The organism is Halobacillus litoralis (assembly GCF_009856445.1).
In the GTDB taxonomy this organism is placed as follows: Bacteria; Bacillota; Bacilli; order Bacillales; family Halobacillaceae; genus Halobacillus; species Halobacillus litoralis.
The window spans coordinates 935665-954841 of the sequence record NZ_WMFA01000001.1 but is presented as its reverse complement, the minus strand read 5'-3'; the positions used below and the strand labels follow the sequence as shown (position 1 = coordinate 954841).

Sequence of the window (19177 nt, the reverse complement as noted above, 5' to 3'; positions counted from 1 at the left end):
TTAGTCAGGTCGTGACGGATCCAAATCTTCATCGATCAAGCGGAAGTCCGTCGTATATACAAATGTTCCATATACTTGCTCTTCACTGCTTAAGATGTGCTTGAAAATTCTCCGATCTCCCTCTGCCATCGGCTTTTGAAGAACTTCACTAACCGGAACCCACTCCAGTTCACCCTCTTCACTTTCATCAAGCAGATCTCCAGAATAGCTCGTACTGTAAAATGTAAACATCATCCATTCCTGAGCGGTTTTCTCCTCTTCCCGCATGACGAATGTAAAGGAACCACGAAGCTCTGGGTTTTCGATGGAAAGACCCGTTTCCTCTTTAAACTCACGGACGACAGAATCTTTAATATTCTCTCCGGCTTCCATCTTTCCGCCAGGGGCAACATACCAGCCTCTGCGTGGTTTTTTTAACATCAATACGGAACCATCAACTTTCAAAATACAATTCGCTACACGCTGCATCGTTATGGTCACCTCAATTTCTTTCTAGAGGGCATCTCCACCCATTATACAATGAATACACAGGTTGCTACAATATTATGTTCCACAGCCTGAATTGAAAACTATTTCCTTATACTTATCATGAATCTGAACAGGTCGCCCCGGAAGATCCGGTTTCAAATTTTATGTGGGAACGGATGCTTGCGGCGGGAAGGCGAGTCATACCCCGCCACACCTTTCCCATTCCTTCTCGAAATCAACCCATTAAAGTCCTTCTATTAAACATACCGATAACAGACCAAAACAAAAAAAGACACAGATGACGAGCACCTGTGCCTCATAGAGATTAATCTATTAAAAGGGGGTCAATTAATCATTCCCATCGTAACAGGAAAATATTTCATAGGTATTACACCCGAGTTAAGATGGTGTTTCTTTTTAATTGACGACCTTTAATTCCTCTAAAAGATTTTCAATATAGTGCTGGGCTGATTGTGCGGCGATACTTCCATCACCAGTTGCTGTCACAATTTGACGCAATTCTTTTTCACGGATATCCCCGGCAGCGAATACACCAGGTACTTTCGTTTCCATGTTTTCATCTGTTTCGATATATCCTTGTTCATTTGTAATGCCCAGGCTTTCGAAAGGTGTGGACAATGGAATCATACCGATATAAATGAACGTACCATTGGTATCGAAATCATATTCTTCATCTGTTTTTTTATTGTGAAGCGTGACGCTTCCTACTTTGCCATCTTTTTCATTGATGGTTTTGACAACGGTATCCCAGATGAAGTCGATCTTGTCGTTATCAAATGCGCGATCCTGAAGAATCTTCTGGGCGCGTAATTCATCACGACGGTGAACGATTGTCACTTTGCTTGCAAAGCGTGTAAGGTAGACCCCTTCTTCTACTGCAGAATCTCCTCCGCCTACAACAACCAGTTCTTTATCACGGAAGAATGCGCCATCACAAACCGCGCAATAGGAAACTCCGCGGCCTCCGAGTTCTTTTTCACCCTGTACACCAAGTTCTTTATATTGAGCACCTGTCGTTACGATGACAGCACGTGCTTTATATTCTTTATTACCAGCTTTGACTGTCTTGTATTCCTTGCCATCTACGACCTCTTTGATGTCGCCGTACGCATATTCTGCACCGAATTTCTTCGCGTGATCGAACATCTTGTTGGATAAGTCTGGTCCAAGAATACTTTCAAAGCCCGGATAGTTTTCAACATCTTCCGTATTAGCCATCTGACCACCCGGAATTCCACGCTCAATCATAAGCGTATCCAAGTTGGCACGGGAAGTGTAAACAGCTGCTGTCATACCAGCAGGACCTGCCCCGGCAATGATGACATCATAAATGCGATCTTCACTCATCAATCTTCACTCCTTATGAATCCGAATAATCTCAGTTGCATTTCCTGTACATATCATAGTAAATCATACGAAAACCGTCCATTAATGTGCTTACAGAGAAAAGAAATGCATGTTCACCTATTCCTGTTCCCAGGGTCCGCCTTCTTTTCCCATCTTCTGGAACTGTTTGCATCCCTGTTCCCAAAGCTGCAAGGCTTTAGATGGGTTACCTGTATGATAAACAGAGATGCTGTACCATTTGTAATACACTCTGCGTCGAGTGACCTGCTTATCGCGAAGCGACTTGAACCGTTCGACCGCTTCTTTATAATAGCCAGCTCTCGCTAGAGTCTCAGCTACGGCTAGTTTTTGCTGTTCATGCATGGGAAATACATTACGGAGCCGTTCAATGTGAAAATCCGCTTCTTCCTTCATGCCCTGTTTCAAATAAAAGGCAGCCAAATTCACGTCACAGTGGATGTTCGCTGGTTCCTTCTCCAGGGTCTCTTTTTCAAATTGAATCGCTTCGTCACGGTTTCCGTTCATGAATAACGCGTAGGCGTATCGGTGTTTGGCGATTTTAAATTCCGGGAAGAGCTCCATCATTTCATCAAGAACACTTAGAGCCTGACCCCATTCTTCGTGCTCTAAATGGTAAAAGGCGGTTTCCTGATAGATGATGAGCTCATCTTCATCCTCAAACGCCCAATCATCGTCTTCATCTTCTTCCTCTAAAGAATCCAGCATATCCCTCAATTGCTTAGCCGCTTCTTCAAATTCGCCGTCTCCGGGTTGTTCTAAATAGGTGTCTACATATTTTTTGGCATCATTAAGAAGACCGAGGTGTGCGTAATTATTTGCCATCAGATAGTAACAATCAACGTATTCTTTTCCGTGTTCAGCCAATACCTCAGTCAGTACCTGATTGGCGGCATGATAAGAGCCAACTTCTGTGTAAACAACAGAAAGTTGGCATGGATACAATGGTTCCTCGGGAGAAGCTTCAACCGCCTTTTTCAGCCACTTGACAGCAGCACTGAAACGACGCTTTTGAAAAGCCTGAATCCCATGAGAAAAATAAAATGAACCTGTAGGTACAAATGGGATGATGTTCGTATCCTGTTGTGCTGTAGTTCCTTTAAGTGTAGTCGTCATGACTGTCCCCCTGTTTCCGTTTCAAATCTCACTAATTATGCAGTATAACATAAATGTTTACAGAGAAATAGGAGAAAAATGTAATCCGTTTAGGAATGGCGTTTTTCAAGAACAGCGAGAACATCATCCAACGGAACTTGACGATCCGTAAGAATTAATAAGAGGTGGAACAATAGATCAGCAGATTCCAGAGCGATTTCTTCCGGATCATCATTTTTTGCAGCAATGATGACTTCCCCTGCTTCTTCACCGATTTTTTTAGCAATCCGGTCGACACCTTCCTGAAACAGAGTGGATGTGTAAGATCCTTCAGGAAGGGTCGCTTTTCGATCAGCCAGAACAGTTTGAAGTTCGTCCAGAATGTGATAACGATTTTCTTTCAGCTTCGTTTCCGAATCTGTGAGCTCTTCTGAGAAGCAGCTGTAATTCCCTTTGTGACAAGCTGGCCCCGATGGTACCACTTGAACAAGCAAAGCATCCTGATCACAATCGTAATGAATGCTTCTTACTTCCTGTGTATTTCCGGAAGTTTCCCCTTTGTGCCACAATTCCTGACGGGAACGGCTGTAAAATACCGTTTCACCGATCTCCAATGTTTTTTTCAAAGATTCTTCATTCATGTAGGCTAAGGTCAGTACAGCTTTCGACTTGGCATCTTGCACAATCGCCGGAACCAGACCTTGTTCATCAAATTGAATTTCATCGATATTCATCGCACAGGCACTCCCTTTTCCTTCAAATACGCTTTCACGTTTTGCACAGACGTTTCTTTATAGTGGAAAATCGATGCAGCAAGCGCAGCATCTGCATCAGCTTCCGTAAATACGTCATAAAAATGATCACTCGATCCTGCCCCTCCGGAAGCGATGACAGGAACATTCACAACTTCCTGCACGGCTTTTAATAAAGGAAGGTCAAAACCGGATTTTTCGCCATCTTTATTCATGGAGGTCAGCAGAATCTCTCCTGCTCCGAGCTTCACGGCTTCTTTTGCCCAGTCCGTTACAAGCCAATCGGTGGGTGTGCGCCCCCCATGCGTATAAACGCGCCAGTTCGCTGTCTCTTCATCATACTTGGCATCTATGGCCACCACGATGCACTGACTTCCGAAGTAATCCGCTCCTTCCGTAATCAGAGCCGGCCTTTTCACAGCGGAAGAATTCAAGGATACTTTATCTGCTCCATTTCGGAGAGTTTCCTTGATGTCTTCAAGTGTCCTTATGCCGCCCCCAACTGTAAAGGGAATTGCAAGTTCAGAAGCAACAGAACGGACGACATCGATCATCGTTTTCTTTCCCTCGTGACTGGCGGAGATATCGAGAAACACAAGCTCATCTGCCCCTTGTTCGTCATACACTTTCGCAAGTTCAACAGGGTCGCCGGCGTCACGGATATCAACAAACTGTATGCCTTTTACCACACGGCCTTCCTTTACATCCAGGCAGGGAATGATTCGTTTTGACAGCATTCAGTCCACCTCCACATTGAGGGCTTCTTTTAAGGTGAACTGGTTCGTGTATAAAGCTTTCCCAACAATCGAACCAATCACATTTCGATCCTTATACTCTTTCAGTTCGTTAAGGTCATCCAAACCTTTAATGCCTCCAGATGCAATCACGTCCACACCTGTTTCTTCAGCCAGGCGGACGATTTCCTTCGTATTCGGACCTGAAAGCATGCCATCTTTCGCAATATCTGTATATATGAACGTTTTCGCTCCAGCAGAAGCCAGGTCTTTCCCTAAATCCACCGCCTTCACTTCCGATTGTTCCAGCCATCCAGCTGTCGAAACAAAACCGTCACGCGCATCCAATCCAATGGCAATCCGTTCCCCATACTTGGATAGAAGCTGTTTGGTTGTTTCCACATCGCGGACAGCAAGAGAACCGATGATGACACGGTCGACACCTGCGTCCAAGTAAAAGCGGACATCTTCTTCTGATCGAATTCCTCCGCCAATCTGCACACGACAGCCCAGTTCCTTCGCCACTCGCAGCACATGCTCCGCATTTTGCTTGGAACCTTGTTTCGCACCATCAAGATCCACCATATGGATCCATGAGGCCCCTGCGTCTACAAATTCCTTTGCCACTTCAAAAGGGTTCTCCCCATAAACGGTTTCTTTATCAAAGTCACCTTGCTCAAGACGCACACACTTTCCGTCACGCATATCAATTGCAGGATAGATCGTAAAGCTCATCGTTAAAACTCCTCACTGTTTACACATTACTTTACAAAAGTTCTCTAATAGCTGCATGCCGGCTCTCCCGCTTTTTTCCGGGTGGAACTGACTCGCTACAAGGTTGCCTTTTCCAATGATTGCAGGCACTTCCATATGATAATCAGAGGTCGCATATAAAATAGAAGGATTGTTCGTCTTCACAACAAAAGAGTGAACGAAGTAAACATGGTCTTCCTTTACGTCTGTCATCAAAGGCTTGTCCGGCTGATGGATCTCAAGTTCGTTCCAGCCCATATGCGGAACTTTATAAGAACGTCCTTGGTCATCCATTCCTGGAAAACGGGAAATGGTGCCTGGGAACAATCCTAACCCTTCCGTAAGTCCACCTTCTTCACTACTCTCGAACAGCAGCTGCATGCCGAGACATATGCCGTAGACCGGTGTCCCCTCGGCCACTTTATCTTTTATAAAATCTATGAATCCATGCTCCTGAAGTGCTCTCATGGCATCCGGAAATGCGCCTACACCAGGGAGGATGTACCCATCACATTCTCCCAACGACTGGGGGCGGTCCCCGATTTTGTAATCCACGCCGAGTCGTTCAAGCGCTTTTGAAACACTGAATAAATTGCCCATTCCATAATCGATGATGCCTATCATTATAAACTTCCTTTCGTACTCGGAACTCCTTTGACGCGTGGATCGATTTGAGTCGCTTCATCCAAAGCACGTGCAAAGGCTTTGAACATCGCCTCAATAATGTGATGGGTGTTCTGCCCATGATGTAAGACGATATGTAAGTTCATCCGAGCTTCTACTGCAAGTTTCCAGAAGAATTCATGAACATTTTCCGTATCAAAGGTGCCGACACGATCCTTGGGAAGCTCTGCCCGCCATTCCAGGTGAGGACGGTCACTCAAATCTACGGCTACCGTGACAAGCGTCTCGTCCATCGGCAGAGTCATGGAGCCGTAACGTTTCATGCCATATTTATCGCCGACCGCTTCTCGTAACGCCTGTCCAAGACAAATCCCGATATCTTCCGTTAAGTGATGATCATCTACTTCCACATCGCCTCGACCGACAACGGATAAATCAAAGAGACCGTGTTTTGTGAACAATTCCAGCATGTGAGAAAGAAAAGGCACCTGAACATCCAAGTCCGCTTTTCCTCCTCCATCAATTCCAAGTTCAAGCTGAATATCTGTTTCTCTCGTTTTTCGTTCAATTCTAGCTGCTCTCGTTTCTGTCATTTCCATCGCTCCTTACGTGTCTCTACTGCGCGTGCGTGGGCTTCCAACCCTTCCAGCCGGGCGAACCGGGCAATTTTGTCGACGTTCGTTTCAAGAGCCTGTCTGCTGTATGAAATGACGCTCGATTTTTTTACGAAGTCATCGACATTGAGAGGACTTGAAAAACGCGCTGTTCCATTCGTAGGCAGTACATGATTAGGTCCTGCAAAATAGTCCCCGACAGGCTCACTGCTGTAAGGCCCTAGAAAAATCGCTCCCGCGTGCTTGATTTTCCCCAGTTCCTGAAAAGGATCTTCCGTCACAATTTCCAGGTGTTCGGGCGCTATTTCATTGATGGTGCTAATTACTTCTGCCCAAGTATCACACAGCACAATCATTCCATAGTCTTCCACGCTCTTTCTAGCGATATCAGCACGAGGCAGGGAATCCAGCTGTACCTGCACTTCTTTTTCCACTGCCTTCGCAAGACGCTCACTTGTTGTCACAAGGACGCTTGAAGAACGGGCGTCGTGCTCTGCCTGAGAAAGAAGATCGGCAGCGATTTCTTCCGCACGGGCGGTTTCATCAGCAAGAATGGCAATCTCACTTGGTCCGGCGATCATATCAATATCGACATCCCCGAACACTTCACGCTTTGCAAGCGCAACGAAAACATTTCCAGGACCTGTTATTTTATCCACAGAGGGAATCGTTTCTGTACCATAAGCAAGAGCGGCAATGGCCTGCGCTCCCCCTACTTTGAACACATCTTCCACGCCCAGGATCTGGGCAGCAAGAAGGACCCCGTCAGGTACTTTTCCATCCTCCCCTGGAGGAGTCACCATGACGACCCGCTCTACACCTGCCACTTGTGCCGGAATCACATTCATAAAAACAGAAGAAGGGTAAGCGGCCGTTCCGCCCGGCACGTAAACCCCTGCGGCATCAATCGGGGTGATTTTTTGTCCTAAGATGGTCCCGTCTTCCGAACTATCAAACCAGGAAGCGGTCTTCTGCTTTTCGTGAAAAGCACGGATGTTGTCCGCGGCCTCCTGCAGAATTTGGACAAACTCCCCATCGAGAGAGGCATACGCTTGTTCAAACTCTTCTTTTGTAACTTTGAACGTTTCCATAGTGGTCCTGTCAAAACGCTCGGTGTATTCTTTGACCGCTTCGTCTCCCCGGCTCTTCACCTGTGCAATAATCTCCTGAACAGATTTTCGCTGTTCCTCTGTTCCTTGGTCGACGGAACGCTTCAATGACTGTAAATCAGACTTGTTTATGATCTTCATCAGCGCTCCCCTTCCATCACTTCACTTAGTTTGCTTACCATTTCCTCAATTTCGTTACTCTTCAATCGGTAACTGACCGGGTTCACGATCAAACGCGACGTAATCTCTGTAATCTTCTCATACTCCACCAGCCCGTTTTCTTTCAACGTACGTCCTGTCGAGACGATGTCGACAATACGGTCTGCCAATCCGATCAAAGGCGCAAGTTCAATGGATCCATTCAATGGAATGATTTCAATCTGTTCGCCCTGCTCACGGAAATAATCAGAAGCGACTTTCGGATATTTCGTGGCGATCTTTGGTGCAATCCGGCTCAATGGCTGGTCAGGCAGTCCAGCTACAGCTACATAGCAGGGGCTGATTTTCAAATCAAGCACTTCATAAACATCCCGATCCTGTTCAAGCAGAACGTCTTTCCCGGCGATCCCGATATCCGCCGCTCCATACTCTACATAAGTGACGACATCCATCGGTTTGGCCATCATGACGCGGATGTTCTGTTCAGGAAATTCCAGGATTAACTTTCTTGACTCATCCATGTCCGCTTCCAGCTCATAGCCCGCTCTTTTCATCAGTTCCGCCGCTTCTTCGTATATACGGCCCTTCGGCATGGCAATGGTCAACGGCTTACTCATCACGCTCACCTCCGCCTTTCGTGAAATCGATCGTTTCTGATAATTCCGCTTTAAAAGCCTGCAAATCCGGGATTTGGTCCACGTGTTGTAAAAGAACCGCCTGACCATCCTCACGGTAGCGCTTCGCTTCCTTCAACCCTTGTCCGTAACTATCATCGTCAACGATGACACCTATACGCCCGTCACCTGACTCCTGCTCGTTCAATGCTTCTACCAGACGTTCCAGATGGACGGCAAATCCAGTTGCCGAGGCACTGAGCTGGAAAGAAGGAAGTAAGGTGTCATAGCGGCCTCCGTTACAAAGAAGGGCCCCAAGGTTCGGCGCATAGCCTTCAAACAAAATTCCCGTGTAATAGTCCATGTGACTGATTAAATTTAAATCAAAGTGAATGTATTTTTCGACCTCGTACTGCTGTAGCAGACGATACAACTGCTTCAGTTCATTTACAGCCTGCATGCAGGCTTGATTCCGAGCAAGTGAACGACTGCTCTCAAAGATTTCTTCGCCGCCTTTCAGAGCGAGGAGCTGAAGAAGGGCCTCTTTTTTATCTTTCGAAACAGAAAGCTCTTTTACCGCTTCCCTGTACCCGACGTAATTCTTTCGATATAAGTAATTTAAAAGGTATTCAATCGTATCCTCATCATCGCCAAGTAAATCTGTGAAAAAGGCTTTCACATAGCCAATGTGACCGACTGTAATCACAAAATCATCGAGTCCAGTCTGCTTTAAAGATTCAACGAGGAGAGCGATGACTTCTGCGTCTCCATAAGAGGAGTGGTCCCCAATCAATTCCGTTCCGACCTGCTCAAATTGAGCCGGTTTCCCTCCTTCGGTCTGTTGGGCACGGAATACCGGGCCTTCATAAGCCAGACGAAGCGGAAACTCAGCATCTTTCAGTTGAGACGCTGCCACCCTTGCGATCGGTGCAGTCATGTCCGGTCTCAATACAAGTGTGTGTCCCTGTTGATCCAAAAGCTTGAACAATTGCTGATCAAGTGTTGCACTTACTTTTCCTACCGTTTCGTGATATTCCATGATCGGAGTATCCATGAACGAATATCCGAACGAAAGAATGGCATTCGATAATTGTTGGCGCGCTTTCGATTTTTGGTTATAAAAAAAGGGAAGCGTGTCCCGCATTCCCAATGGCTTTTCAAACATCAGGCGTTTAACCAATGGTATTCATCCTTTCCCCAAATCCTTTAGCTTGCTAATATGCTAACATGATAAAGATAGAGCGTCAATGAAGAAACTCCTTAGCTTTGTTCCCCTTCTTATCATAGCAGAAACCGTTTCATAAATACGGGGCCTTGCTGGTAGAGTTCGCGGTTTTTCATGTAAAGGACGTTATACACCTGAACCATAATAAAACAGACGCACAAAACTGTGCGTCTGTTCATTCAGGAGAAAGCTTTATTCAAATGGAGGATTTCATCAGCGTAACGAAGAGCAAGTGGTTCTGCATTCGGTGACTCTTTCTGCATCTGTTGGTGTATGAAGAGTTTCCCAACCCTTTCAAACCTTGCTCCCTTTTCCATCATCTCAAGAGCAATGACGGATTCATAAAGCAAAGCCATTTTTCCGGCAAGAGATTTGCTGTAATAGGTTTGTACTTCCCCCGGCTGTTTTAATACCTCGTCTACATAAGCGATAAAATTCAGAATCGACTCCTTCACCAGCGTATACTCTTTCCCCTTATGGGCAACTTTGTCCAAGCGTTCTTGAATATGTTGGACAAACAACTCGTGTCCCTGGTATTTATTGAAAAGTTTTAAGACTTCCAGGCCGAGAATATTCGCTGTTCCTTCCCATACTGTCAATACTTGAGCATCACGCAAAAGACGAGGCGTAACAAAGTCTTCAATGTATCCATTACCTCCATGCATCTCAATCGCTTCATGTGTAAAATCCACCGCCTGTTCAGCTGTTTCTTTTTTCATGATCGCAATGCGGACACGGTTCAGGATATGTTCTTCTATTCTTGCATCTTCAGGCGCACGAGCCACTTTTTCAAAGGATTGGATTAAATCGAAAACCGCTCTCGTTTCCACTTCCTGCTTAACCGTCATAGAAACGAGAGTATCTTTCACCATCGGATATTCAATCAGCGAGTGCCCGAATGCATTTCTCTTACTGGCGTAATCCTGCGCTTCTGTTAAAGAACGACGCATAATACCAATAGAAGCGATTGCATTACAAACGCGGGAAAGGTTCAAGGCTTCCATCATATAATAGAATCCCCGCTCCGCTTCTCCGACCATAAATGCTTTCGCACCGGTAAATTCAACTTCAGCGGACGGTACAGCACGGACACCTAGTTTATCTTTCAGTCTTCGGATCTGAATACCATTCAATTCTCCATTTTCATTCCTCCAGGGAACAAGAAAAAGACTGAGACCTCTCGTCCCGGATGGTGCGCCTTCTGTCCGCGCAAGAATCATAGCCACCCCGCAGGCTCCCGCGTTGCTGGCAAAATATTTTTCCCCATGGATCCTGTAATGCCCGCCTTCTTTAATGGCTTTCACTTCGTTAGCACCCACATCTGACCCACCCTGGCGCTCCGTTAGAAAAGTCGCACCTTCATACAATTCAACCTCTCCCGTTGATAGCACGTGCGGTAAATATGTGGCTTTCAACTGTTCATCTGCGTAATGATCGATCAAATAAGCGGTAGCCATCGTCAACGTCACTGGACAGTAAAAACCAGGTTCTGCCTGAGAGAGAAGGTAACCTTGCGCGTACGAATACATGTAGTCACCTTTTTTTCCAAGCTCAGGAATATCCTTATGAAGATAACCAACGATTCCTTCCCCATACGTTTCTTCTATAGTTTTTTTGTACCCTTCATTTAACCATACTTCTGAAATATCGTTGCCCATCTTGTCATATTTGATCAATTTCGGCTGACCCTCACGATCAGTGTGAACCGCCCGTTCATCAATCTCCTGGGCACACTTCTCACCGAAAAACCGGAGTCGCTCATCAGCCCACTGATAAAAAGGTTCATCCCACGTTTCCTTCAGGAGATCCTGGAGGTTCTCGTCTCTTTCGTAAAAGTTCATTTCACAACCCCCTTAGGCTTGACGCGCCTGTTCTCGCAATCGATGTTTCAATAATTTACCCGTCGCGTTCCTCGGAAGCTCTTCCATTTCCTCATAGAGCTTAGGAATCTTGTAATCCGCCAATTGAACCTCCAAAAAGCGTCGGCATTCATTTTCCACATCTGTCATTTGCCCGTTTTGAACAATGTGCGCTTTGACCGTCTCGCCCCAGTCAGGATGAGGGACGCCTACGACAGCCACATCCTCAATGTGTGGATGCTGCAACAAGAGCTCTTCTACTTCACGCGGATAAACATTGACCCCACCCGAGATGATCATATCCTTTTTACGGTCAATGACCCACAAGTAGCCGTCTTCATCCTTTTCACCCATATCCCCTGTAAGGAGCCATCCGTCACGGAAGGTTGCGGCCGTTTTTTCCTCATCTTTATAGTAGCCTTTCATAATTCCTTCACCTTTAAGAGCGATTTCGCCCACCCGGCCGTATTCTACTTCATAGCCATCTTCATCTACTAGACACATTTCACAATGAAGGGCCGCACGTTTCCCGACACTGCCCGCTTTTTCATCATGCTCCTGTGGAAGCAGCAACGTTCCGCTAGGCCCTGCTTCCGTTAAGCCATACAAACAGCAAAGACTGTCCGTTTCAAACTGCTCTCTCACAAACTCCACTTCTTTTTTAGACAAAGGTGCGCCGCCATAAGTCCAATATTTTACCCAGCTCAAATCCGTTTCCCTCACTTTTGGATGCTTGGCTGTCATTAAATAAGCAACAGGTGCTCCGAAAAAGTGTGACGCCCGTTCAGTCGAAACAAGCTCAAGTAATAAGTCCGGAGTAAAAGTAGGAGCGATGATGTGTGTGGCACCGACAAACGTCCCCCCTGCTAAAAAGAGATGCAATGGTGCGGAATGACTGAAGGGCATCATATGAAGCAAACGGCTCGATGGTTTCATTTCCAGTTCTACGGCCATCATTGAAGAGACCGTCAAAATATTTTTATGGGTAAAGACAACCCCCTTCGGCTGCCCTGTTGTCCCTGAGGTATATAAAATCGAAGCTTCTTCATCTTCATGGGCTTCATTTACCATTTCCAGTGGCTCTTCTTTTACAAGCATATCCGAAAACGAGTGCCAGGCTCCGTCAGCCTCTCCAGTTTTGATAAATGTTCCCTGTCTTTCATCAGCAAGTCCTCTCACCTGATCGATGAGCAAATCATGAGTGAGCAAAGCGACTGCATCACTGTGATCGTATATATAAGTAATTTCTCCCTGTACCAAACGTGCATTAATAGGAACGACAATAGCCCCCAGTCGGTGGATCGCAAAGTAACTGATGACAAACTCTTTAGTATTCGGCATATGGATGATGACCTTGTCACCCGCCTGAATTCCTAACCTCATCAAACCTCTGGCACACTGATTGACCTGACTGTTCCACTCCTGATATGTCAAACGTTCTTCAGGTGTGACAATCCCTTCTTTTTCCGGATACTTACGAGACTGGTAAGCTAATAATTCAGAAAGATTCATACAGGATCTCCTCTCCGTTCCTTTAATTCTACTTCGAATTTGTCGAGCCACTGTCCCATTTCCGCTTTTAACTGTTCCAACTCCCGGATCCGATCGTCCACCTCCTGCATTTTTTCTTTTCCATAGGTAAGCGTCCGTTCAAGCTGACGGACCCCGGAAGGATCCTGGTCGAAAAGATGAATCATTTCTTTGATTTCTTCAAGCTGGAAACCATACTTTTTCCCACGAAAAACAAGCCCAAGACGTGTTAAATCCTTCGGAGAAAAAGAACGGTGCCCTCCCGAGCTGCGGGAAGGTTTGATCAGACCAAGCTCTTCATAGTATCGGATGGTCCGCTGAGTCACATCATATTTGTCGGCCACTTGCTGGATAGATAAACGTCCTTCCATTCGATCCCCTCTCATTGAATGAAAATTCTAACAATTCCACTATACCATTAACGTTAACGTTAAGTTCAACTATAAAAATTTGGAAATTACCAATAGAAAAAGCACCTTACTCAGAAGGTGCTTTCATAAAGTATAGCTCCCTTTAGTGGAAGACTCAGTTTCGAGTCTTTTGTTGGGTGGATGGGGCTACAGGGAATAGCTCGCTTTCCGCGGGAGCGCGGTGAGCCTCCTCGGACTGCGTCCTGTGGGGTCTCACCAAGCACTTTTATCCCGCAGGAGTCTCGCCATTCCCCTCCGCCCCTTTACCATAGAAGGTTCTCGAAACCACTTCTTTTATAATCAGCTATTCTGTGTGAAGAGAGTATAAGGATAATACTCCCAAGTCGAGGTACTTGAACCATGAAAGCTTGATACATAGCGTTTTCTGCCTACAACAAACAGGAAAGTGGGAGACCTTCCAACTTGGTATAAGGGTTCGCTATCCCCTTCATCGAATGGGGTGGTTGGGAAGCTGCGAGACTCCCGTGGGAGAAAGGAGATCGGCGAGATCCCGCAGGGCGTAGCCCGAGGAAGCTCGCCACTCCCCCACAGGAAAGCGAGTAGCTTCCCAGCCACCCCTGACGCTCAACCCGGGCAACGAACCCTGGAAAGTCTCGAAGCTGAGTCTTCAACAATCTTGCCATATTCTTTAGTAAGGCAAATGATTATCTTTCTTTAGATTGGAGGAGGAACAGGAAGGCGAGGAGAGAAGCTGGGATGTTGTCGCGGATGTTCCATTCGACCAAGTAACCAGGCATCTTTTCGAAACGCTCGGCCGCTTCGCGGGGGATGGCCCCTCTTTTAATGACAGCCCATACTCTTCCTTCATGATCCTTGATTTTATAATGTCCGATGAAGTCATCGCCTTCTGCACTCCAGCGGCATTGGTCCATTTCTATATAACGAGTGATGCGCTGGCCTGTCCCTTTATTTTTTGTTTGCTTCGTATAAGCGACATACCCTCCATCTTTGCGTTGGATATATCCTCTCCACTGAAAACCACCCTTCTTTTCTATCTGGTAGAGCGATTGACCACGCTGATTTTTAAATGTGTACACAGCTGGTCTTAACTGGTCATAGGAAAACATGGCTGTAAACATCGTTAAAATTTTATGTTTCCATTGGATCTTTTCTTGGATTTCACCGTAACTTTCACCTTCCATATCAAATAATCCAGCTTGGAAGGATTTGAGTGCTTTTTGCCCCATATACATACGCGCGGGTACTCTTGTTAATAAGTCCTGTGTACGATCCGATTCAAAATCCAATACGGTTTTGGATTTTTGAAGATCGGCATAACCGCCTTTTAAAAGCGCAGCTCCCGTGATGGCAAAAATCGCTGCATAAACCACAGAAATAATAAAACTACTCGGATTAACGGTGACCATCCCAAGGATAAAAACCATGGATATGAATGAAAGAAGGGTCCCAGTCCGTAGTTGCCTTCTTGCATCTTGGTAAATCATGTTCTGAACAAGCGACATCTTAGATCCTCCTTAAAAAAAGAAGCTTTATTATAAGTACGGATGAGAACGATGAAAGTTACAAAAATATGTAAAAAAAAGACTCCTCCGTGGAGGAGAAGTCTTTATGATTTATACGTATTCAATAGGTGTGACAGCTTCTTCTAATAATTGATCAAGCTCTTCCGTGTATTCTTGCTTTTGCTGTTCACTGTAATTCAAGGCTTTCGCCATATAATTGATGACGGATGTTTTATGATCACGTACCCATTGAATGTTAAAGAATAAGGCTGCTGTTCGGCGAATAAAGAAATCCACAGGCTTGTACGTCATTTCGTCTTCTAATGCATACACGAGCTGGGCAAAGACCACGGGGTCCACCCCTTCCTGTGCTGCTTCTTCTTTACGGTCCTTGAAGTTGTTGAAGACTTTGTCGACATTTGAACCATAGAGCTGGATCAATTTTTCTGCGTCTTCTTTCGTCACTCCCAGAGATTCACCGATTTGAACGCGCTCTTCTTTATATTTCTTGAACCCTTTGGAACCTCCGACATCGCCACCAGAGATCGGCATGTTTTTCGTTTCAGAGTCTGAATAACGAATGCCCTGCTCTTCCATCAATTGATCACGAACAAGATCGACGGCCGTTTGTGCCATTTTACGATATCCTGTAAGTTTTCCACCAGCCATGGAAATCAACCCAGAGTCTGAAACGAAGATTTCGTCTTTCCGAGAAATCTCAGACGGATCTTTCCCTTCTTCGTGGACCAGTGGACGCAGTCCTGCCCAGCTTGATTCTACATCGTCTGCTGTGACATCAACTGTTGGGAACATCGTCTTCATCGCATCAAGAATATAATCACGATCATCTTCCGTCATTGTGGGATGAGCGATTTCCTGATCATACGTCGTATCTGTCGTACCGACATAAGTTTTGCCGTCACGTGGAATGGCGAAGATCATGCGACCGTCCGGACTATCAAAATAGATCGCCTGTCTTAAAGGAAAGACCGATTGATCGAAAACGAGGTGGACGCCTTTCGTGAGCTGCAGGGTTTTCCCTTTTTTAGAGCCATCGATTTCACGCAATTCATCGACCCACGGCCCACCTGCATTGATGATTTTTTTCGCTTTGACATGATACTGCTCACCTGAAACGGTATCTTCTACTTTCGCTCCAACCATAGATCCATTGTCATCGTAAATGAAGTCTACGACCCTTGCGTAGTTCGTAGAACATGCACCGAACTCTACGGCTTTTTTCATCACTTCAAGTGTAAGACGCGCGTCATCGGTTTTATATTCTACATAGTACCCTGCGCCTTTCAATCCTTCTTTTTTCACAAGTGGTTCACGTTCAAGGGCTTCTTCTGCGCTCATCATCGTTCGACGCTCCGATTTTTTCACGCCGGCAAGGTAGTCATATACGCGAAGTCCGACATTTGTAGAAAACGGTCCAAAGTTTCCGCCTTCATGGAATGGTAGCATCATCCATTCAGGTGTCGTCACATGGGGGCCATTTTCATAAACGATTTCTCTTTCTTTCCCTACCTCGGCGACCATTTTCACTTCGAACTGTTTTAAGTATCTTAAACCGCCGTGCACCAATTTTGTGGAACGACTGGACGTACCCGCTGCATAATCCTGCATTTCGACGACTGCTGTTTTCATGCCACGGCTCGCAGCATCGAGAGCGATTCCAGAACCTGTGATTCCTCCACCTATAACGAGGACATCCCATTCTTCCTGAGTTAAACGGTTAAACTGATCTTGTCTTTCGTAACTAGAAAATGATTGCATACTATCTCTCCTTCTTCCGTTGTCTTCAAATTCATGGTCTGATACGGGTATTCCCTTTTTCAGCAAAGAATATGTGTCGGATTGCTCATCGAGTGCCCATTCAAAACATAAAAAAAAGAGACCACGAAAACACTTATGCGGATTGCATAAAGCTTCGTGGTCTCTCCGTATCTCCGACCGTTATCATTAACTTATAGCTTCATTATATCAGAGAGGGAGATGTTTTCAAGGAATTATTCTTCTTGTTTGAACACCCTTGTTGCTTCCACAGCTTTTTGCCAGCCTTTGTATAGTTTCTTACTTTTCTCTTCATTCATACTCGGCTCGAACTCTCTTTCTACTTTCCATTGGTTGGCAATATCTTTGCGGTCCTCCCAGAACCCTACAGCAAGACCGGCAAGGTAAGCCGCACCAAGAGCTGTCGTTTCATTAACCTCTGGACGCTCGACCGTCACATCAAGCAGATCACTTTGGAACTGCATTAACAGGTTGTTTTTAACTGCCCCTCCGTCAACTCGAAGTTTTTTCACTTCAATGCCTGAATCTTCAACCATCGCATCCACGACATCCTTCGTCTGATACGCAAGAGATTCAAGCGTTGCTCGTACAAAGTGTGCTTTCGTCGTGCCACGTGTAATACCGAAGACAGCTCCTCGTGCTTCGCTGTCCCAATAAGGCGTACCAAGACCAACAAAGGCAGGAACAACATAAACGCCGTCCGTGGATTTCACCTGACCAGCAATCTCTTCACTCTGCGGGGAGGATTCTACCATTTTTAAGCCGTCACGAAGCCATTGAATGGCTGACCCGGAAACGAAAATGCTTCCTTCCAGCGCGTATTCTACTTTTCCATCTAGCCCCCAGGCAATCGTTGTTAACAGACCATTTTCGGATTTGACTGCTTCTTCTCCGGTATTCAACAACATGAATCCACCAGTTCCGTAGGTGTTCTTACCCATCCCTTTATCGAAACATGCTTGTCCGAATAGAGCCGCCTGTTGATCTCCGGCGATCCCGGCAATTGGAACTTCTTTCCCATAAAAATGATAATCTACAGTATTCGCATAGACCTCTGAGGAAGGTTTCACTTCCGGCAGCATGCTCTTCGGTACACCTAAGATGTCAAGGAGTTCATCATCCCATTTCAAGTCGTGGATGTTGTACATCAATGTACGAGAAGCATTGGAATAGTCAGTCACATGCGTTTTTTGTCCAGAAAGCTTGTAAACAAGCCACGTATCAATCGTTCCAAACATGAGGTCACCGTTTTCGGCTTTTTCTCTCGCTCCGTCAACATTGTCTAAAATCCATTTCACCTTCGTTCCGGCAAAGTATGGATCAAGCAGGAGACCTGTTTTGTCCCGGAATGTTTCTTCCAATCCTTGTTTTTTCAACTCATTACAGATGCTTTGCGTTTGACGAGACTGCCAGACAATCGCTTTATAAATCGGTTTGCCCGTGTTTTTGTCCCAAACGACTGTAGTTTCACGTTGGTTTGTGATACCAATACCGGCAACCTGACTCGCTTCGATATCGGATTTTCTTAGAACATCCGCAATACAAGCTAGGACAGATGTCCAAATTTCGTTTGCATCATGCTCTACCCAGCCCGGCTTTGGAAAATGCTGTTCAAATTCTTTTTGAGCGGTTTCTACGATCTGTCCTTCGTGATTGAACAAAATCGCTCTTGAACTTGTTGTACCCTGATCGATTGATAAAATGTACTGTTTCATGATTCCACTCCTTCTTCAGATTGATGCACTTTTTTCAGCTCCACACGCATGGAGGAAAGTAAAATAAGTAAAATGATAATGGTGCCAACCCAGAACCAGCCGTTCGCATTTGCTTGGAATATGGCCTGATAAAACAATCCGCCATACACACCACCGATGATTGGACCAAGAACAGGGATCCAGGAATATCCCCAATCCGATCCCCCTTTTCCTGGAATCGGTAAGATAGCATGAGCCAGTCGAGGACCCAAATCACGGGCTGGATTGATTGCATACCCTGTTGTCGCACCGAGAGACATCCCGATGGCTACAATCAGCAAACCAACAATAAGAGGATTTAACCCCTGTGTGAAATCATTGGCTCCAATAAACAAGATGCCCATCACTAATACGAATGTTCCAATGATCTCACTGACAAGGTTTGAAATCGGGCTGCGGATGGCAGGGTCTGTACAAAAAATCGACTTGATCGCCAACTGATCTTCTGTATCCTTCCAGTGAGGAAGGTAGTGAAAGAAGACAATGACAGCTCCCATAAATGCACCCGCCATCTGGGCGGTAATATACATCGGGACTTTGCTCCAGGGGAAATCTCCGACCGTTGCCAGTCCAAGTGTAACGGCAGGGTTAATATGAGCCCCTGTTACTCTCCCTACAGCGTAAACACCCATAGCTACAGCAAGTCCCCAGGCGATGGTAATCAGCACCCAGTTTCCTTCTGCTTTTGTTGCTTTTAAATTTGCACCTGCGATGACGCCTCCCCCGAAAATGATGAGGATCATGGTGCCTATCAGCTCGCCCATGAATTCAGTCATGCTGTGATCTCCTTTCTGTGTACCACGATTGACG

Annotated in this window: 18 protein-coding genes; all 18 read right to left on the bottom strand. The window is 45.8% G+C overall.

Annotation, left to right across the window (positions count from 1 at the left end; all coding sequences use genetic code 11):
* Nucleotides 1–468: an 8-oxo-dGTP diphosphatase gene (locus GLW00_RS04340; RefSeq protein ID WP_160911537.1), complete on the bottom strand. Its 468-nt coding sequence runs from the start codon at nucleotides 466–468 to the stop codon at nucleotides 1–3.
* A 417-nt stretch (nucleotides 469–885) separates the two neighbouring features.
* Nucleotides 886–1836 (bottom strand): thioredoxin-disulfide reductase, encoded by a 951-nt coding sequence (trxB, locus tag GLW00_RS04335; RefSeq protein ID WP_160911535.1) that lies wholly within the window; start codon nucleotides 1834–1836, stop codon nucleotides 886–888.
* Nucleotides 1837–1953: 117 nt separating this feature from the next.
* Nucleotides 1954–2970 (bottom strand): tetratricopeptide repeat protein, encoded by a 1017-nt coding sequence (locus tag GLW00_RS04330; protein ID WP_160911533.1) that lies wholly within the window; start codon nucleotides 2968–2970, stop codon nucleotides 1954–1956.
* Nucleotides 2971–3059: 89 nt separating this feature from the next.
* Nucleotides 3060–3683 carry a bifunctional phosphoribosyl-AMP cyclohydrolase/phosphoribosyl-ATP diphosphatase HisIE gene (gene hisIE, locus GLW00_RS04325; protein WP_160911531.1) on the bottom strand — a complete coding sequence of 208 codons (624 nt, stop codon included), beginning with the start codon at nucleotides 3681–3683 and terminating at the stop codon, nucleotides 3060–3062.
* Nucleotides 3680–4438: an imidazole glycerol phosphate synthase subunit HisF gene (gene hisF, locus GLW00_RS04320; RefSeq protein WP_160911529.1), complete on the bottom strand. Its 759-nt coding sequence runs from the start codon at nucleotides 4436–4438 to the stop codon at nucleotides 3680–3682. Before hisF ends, hisIE begins: the two co-directional genes overlap by 4 nt.
* Nucleotides 4439–5170, bottom strand: a complete 732-nt coding sequence (gene hisA, locus GLW00_RS04315; protein WP_160911527.1) for a 1-(5-phosphoribosyl)-5-[(5-phosphoribosylamino)methylideneamino]imidazole-4-carboxamide isomerase — start codon at nucleotides 5168–5170, stop codon at nucleotides 4439–4441.
* Nucleotides 5171–5182: 12 nt separating this feature from the next.
* Nucleotides 5183–5812, bottom strand: a complete 630-nt coding sequence (gene hisH / locus GLW00_RS04310) for an imidazole glycerol phosphate synthase subunit HisH (protein ID WP_160911525.1) — start codon at nucleotides 5810–5812, stop codon at nucleotides 5183–5185.
* Nucleotides 5812–6405, bottom strand: a complete 594-nt coding sequence (hisB, locus tag GLW00_RS04305; RefSeq protein WP_160911523.1) for an imidazoleglycerol-phosphate dehydratase HisB — start codon at nucleotides 6403–6405, stop codon at nucleotides 5812–5814. Before hisB ends, hisH begins: the two co-directional genes overlap by 1 nt.
* Entirely contained in the window at nucleotides 6402–7676 is a 1275-nt protein-coding gene (gene hisD, locus GLW00_RS04300; protein ID WP_160911521.1) for a histidinol dehydrogenase, read from the bottom strand. The genes hisB and hisD overlap by 4 nt, the downstream gene beginning before the upstream one ends.
* Nucleotides 7676–8311 carry an ATP phosphoribosyltransferase gene (gene hisG / locus GLW00_RS04295; protein WP_160911519.1) on the bottom strand — a complete coding sequence of 212 codons (636 nt, stop codon included), beginning with the start codon at nucleotides 8309–8311 and terminating at the stop codon, nucleotides 7676–7678. Before hisG ends, hisD begins: the two co-directional genes overlap by 1 nt.
* Nucleotides 8304–9488 (bottom strand): ATP phosphoribosyltransferase regulatory subunit, encoded by a 1185-nt coding sequence (locus GLW00_RS04290; RefSeq protein WP_160911517.1) that lies wholly within the window; start codon nucleotides 9486–9488, stop codon nucleotides 8304–8306. The genes hisG and GLW00_RS04290 overlap by 8 nt, the downstream gene beginning before the upstream one ends.
* Before the next feature lie 224 nt (nucleotides 9489–9712).
* Nucleotides 9713–11374, bottom strand: coding sequence for an acyl-CoA dehydrogenase family protein (locus GLW00_RS04285; protein ID WP_160911515.1), 1662 nt, complete (start codon nucleotides 11372–11374; stop codon nucleotides 9713–9715).
* A gap of 12 nt (nucleotides 11375–11386) precedes the next feature.
* A complete protein-coding gene (locus tag GLW00_RS04280; RefSeq protein ID WP_160911513.1) occupies nucleotides 11387–12904 on the bottom strand; it encodes a class I adenylate-forming enzyme family protein in 1518 nt (505 codons plus the stop codon).
* A complete protein-coding gene (locus tag GLW00_RS04275) occupies nucleotides 12901–13293 on the bottom strand; it encodes a MerR family transcriptional regulator (protein ID WP_160911511.1) in 393 nt (130 codons plus the stop codon). The genes GLW00_RS04280 and GLW00_RS04275 overlap by 4 nt, the downstream gene beginning before the upstream one ends.
* Before the next feature lie 704 nt (nucleotides 13294–13997).
* Entirely contained in the window at nucleotides 13998–14816 is an 819-nt protein-coding gene (locus tag GLW00_RS04270) for a hypothetical protein (protein ID WP_160911509.1), read from the bottom strand.
* Nucleotides 14817–14927: 111 nt separating this feature from the next.
* A complete protein-coding gene (locus GLW00_RS04265; RefSeq protein ID WP_160911507.1) occupies nucleotides 14928–16595 on the bottom strand; it encodes a glycerol-3-phosphate dehydrogenase/oxidase in 1668 nt (555 codons plus the stop codon).
* Nucleotides 16596–16828: 233 nt separating this feature from the next.
* On the bottom strand, nucleotides 16829–18328 hold the full coding sequence (glpK, locus tag GLW00_RS04260) for a glycerol kinase GlpK (RefSeq protein ID WP_160911505.1): 1500 nt from the start codon (nucleotides 18326–18328) through the stop codon (nucleotides 16829–16831).
* On the bottom strand, nucleotides 18325–19143 hold the full coding sequence (locus tag GLW00_RS04255) for an MIP/aquaporin family protein (protein ID WP_160911503.1): 819 nt from the start codon (nucleotides 19141–19143) through the stop codon (nucleotides 18325–18327). Before GLW00_RS04255 ends, glpK begins: the two co-directional genes overlap by 4 nt.
* Between the last annotated feature and the right edge of the window lie 34 nt (nucleotides 19144–19177).